General features: G+C 60.4%; 3 protein-coding genes. 2 read left to right on the plus strand and 1 reads right to left on the minus strand.

Annotated elements, in window-relative coordinates; all coding sequences use genetic code 11:
• Window positions 1-148 precede the first annotated feature (148 nt).
• Window positions 149-928 carry a tyrosine-type recombinase/integrase gene (locus tag AB4Y32_RS40235; protein ID WP_368726551.1) on the plus strand — a complete coding sequence of 260 codons (780 nt, stop codon included), beginning with the start codon at window positions 149-151 and terminating at the stop codon, window positions 926-928.
• 338 nt (window positions 929-1,266) lie between these two features.
• On the opposite strand, the gene AB4Y32_RS40240 is transcribed toward AB4Y32_RS40235, so the two are convergent.
• On the minus strand, window positions 1,267-1,500 hold the full coding sequence (locus AB4Y32_RS40240) for a hypothetical protein (protein ID WP_368726552.1): 234 nt from the start codon (window positions 1,498-1,500) through the stop codon (window positions 1,267-1,269).
• Here AB4Y32_RS40240 and AB4Y32_RS40245 point away from each other — a divergent pair.
• On the plus strand, window positions 1,499-1,963 hold the full coding sequence (locus AB4Y32_RS40245; RefSeq protein ID WP_368726553.1) for a transposase: 465 nt from the start codon (window positions 1,499-1,501) through the stop codon (window positions 1,961-1,963). The genes AB4Y32_RS40240 and AB4Y32_RS40245 overlap by 2 nt on opposite strands.
• Window positions 1,964-2,530: the final 567 nt, after the last annotated feature.

The following is a 2,530-nucleotide window of genomic DNA, read 5'->3' on the forward strand; positions in this document are numbered from 1 at the left end:
CGCACCGGCCGGCCGACGAGCCGTTCTGAAACGACAACGGGGGCATCATCGCCCCCGTTTTACTTGATTCCTTCAACATCATTTATCTTGATCATTGCCCCATCGATTTACGTGCTCACGCTCACTCCAGTTCCTCGACCACCTCGAAGTGGCCCGCCACAATAGCATCCGTAGTCGCAACCTTCGGCTTGCCGCCATTCGCTCGTTTCTGCACTATGCTGCGTCCCGAGTACCAGAATCGCTGGGCACGATTCAGCAGGTGCTCTCGATCCCGATGAAGCGTTATGAGCGCCCGCTGGTTCGCTTCCTCTCCCGAGAAGAAATATGCGCCTTACTCGATGCACCCAGCCCCAACACGTGGTGCGGCCAGCGCGATCGCGTGATGTTGGCGACCCTCTATAACACCGGCGCTCGGGTATCCGAACTCATCGGCATACGCGTCGGCGACGTCGAACTGGATCGAAGCCCTTCTGTACGTCTTCACGGCAAGGGCCGCAAAGAACGTGCGGTCCCGCTCTGGCGCAGCACCGCAAGCCAGATCCGGCTCTGGCTTCGGCAGATTGGCGCTTCACCCGGACAGTGGCTCTTTCCAAATCGCTCAGGCGGACCGATGACGCGAACCGGAATAACCGATCGTCTCAACCTCGCCTACGAGGCTGCGGCAACTCATTGCGTGGGACTCAAGGGCCGACGCATCTCACCGCACCTGGTTCGGCACGCGACTGCCATGCACCTGCTTCAGGCTGGCGTTGACCTTACGGTCATTGCGCTGTGGCTCGGTCACGAGAACCCAGCGACCACGCACATGTACATCGAGGCGGACCTGGCAATGAAGGAGAGAGCCCTCAGTACGCTTCAATTACCTCACAGCAGGCAACACCGATACAAGCCCACTGACCGCGTACTGCAGTTTCTCGAGGGCTTGTGATTATGCACGGCCAAGAACGATGCGATCAGTGAACCCTGCATTGCTCAAGAACTCAAATACGCGCGCGGTACGGTCCATAATTCGATTTATATCGGAACCCACGCCGCGCGCTCCGCTCCCCTCAACGGCAAACCATGCATAATCCCGGGGCGTCCATAATACGTGTTATAGAAATATGTCTATAGAACCTTCAACTGGTACTGGCTTGTCGACGGCCTGATTGCGGCCGGCTTCAATGTGCGTCTGGCCAATACCGCTGCTATCAAGCAGTACGAAGGCCTGAAGTACGCGGCGATGAACACGACGCGGTATTTCTCGCGCATGTGCTGCGCCTTGGACTACTGCCTGAGGGGTACATCTATCCGCCCCAGGAGCGTACGCTGCGCGACCTCTCGCGCAAGCGCCTTCAGCTGGTGCGTCAGCGCACCGTGAACATCCTGAGTATCGAGAGTCTGCTCGCGCGTCACCTGAACTTGCGCATGAACAGCGAGGAGGTCCGGCGGCTCGAGTGCGCTGCCGTGCCGACACTGCATCTGCAGCCCTACGTGCAGCGCGCGCTTGAGGCCAAGCATGGCGGTCATCCGCGCGCTCAGCAGCGAGATCGGCGCGCTCGAACAAATCATCCACCGCGAAGTGAAGCTGCGTCCCGAATTCGCCATCTTGAAGACCGCGCCCGGTATCGGCCAGATCCTGGCGGCCACCATCATGCTCGAGACAGGCACTATCGCGCGCTTTCCCCGCCCCGGCCAGTTCAGCTCGTACTGCCGGTGCGTCGAGAGCCGGCGCGTCTCCAACGGCAGGAAGAAGGGGCAGGGTAACGCGAAGAACGGCAACCGTTATCTGGCCTGGGCCTTTATTGAGGCGGCCGCCGCGGCCGTGCGCTGCTGCCCGCAGGCCAGACGCTTTTACGAACGCAAGAAGGCCCAGCGTCTGCCCGTCGTGGCGATGAAGGCGCTCGCGCACAAGCTGGCCCGTGCGGCCTGGTACATGATGCGTGAGGGCAAGCCGTTCGATGTAAGCCGATGTTTTGTCTGACTCAGGCAAGGCGCGACGAGTCCGCATTGCGGGTTGGTTTCGAACCAGTAAGTTGATTGGATCGCCGCGTCCCTCCTGGCATGCAGGTCTGTTACCGGGACGCCCAGGCCATGAGCCCACCGGGTCTGGTGCCGCCGTAGGCGGTAACCCTGCCGGTTGACACCTGGACATGGACCTGGCACCGATGGTTCTCTGGGGCTCGATATGAGCCAGGGGTGCACGCCAGCCTGACCGGCGCGTACCTTGATCCCGATGGGTGACTGGTGCGGCCCGTTGTGGCCGTAACCTACGATTGTCGAGAAACCGGATGCGTCGTCCGTCACAGCTACATCTCGGATGCCGGGCAGGACCTTTGCATCACCCCACACAGGTACGGCCTGTGCGGAGGAGTTGTTACCCCCTTGACTTCGGCCTCTCAATGGGTGACCCGCAAAAACGGACACCTTGTATCTTGAAGTCCGGTTTTGAACCTTCTCTTTTTCATTCGTAGTTGGAGGCTGTGGAGCTTGTGGGCGAAGGAGAGCGCGGTGGGCAACGCGTAGCGTTGTCCACGGTAAGCTTTCCGGT

Origin of the sequence: Paraburkholderia phymatum (assembly GCF_040965635.1) — a bacterium.
GTDB lineage: Bacteria > Pseudomonadota > Gammaproteobacteria > Burkholderiales > Burkholderiaceae > Paraburkholderia > Paraburkholderia phymatum_B.

Coding starts and splice junctions, on each gene's coding strand:
- AB4Y32_RS40245 (WP_368726553.1), top strand. CDS start 1,499: ATGGCGGTCATCCGCGCGCTCAGCAGCGAGATCGGCGCGCTCGAACAA.
- AB4Y32_RS40240 (WP_368726552.1), bottom strand. CDS start 1,500: ATGCTTGGCCTCAAGCGCGCGCTGCACGTAGGGCTGCAGATGCAGTGT.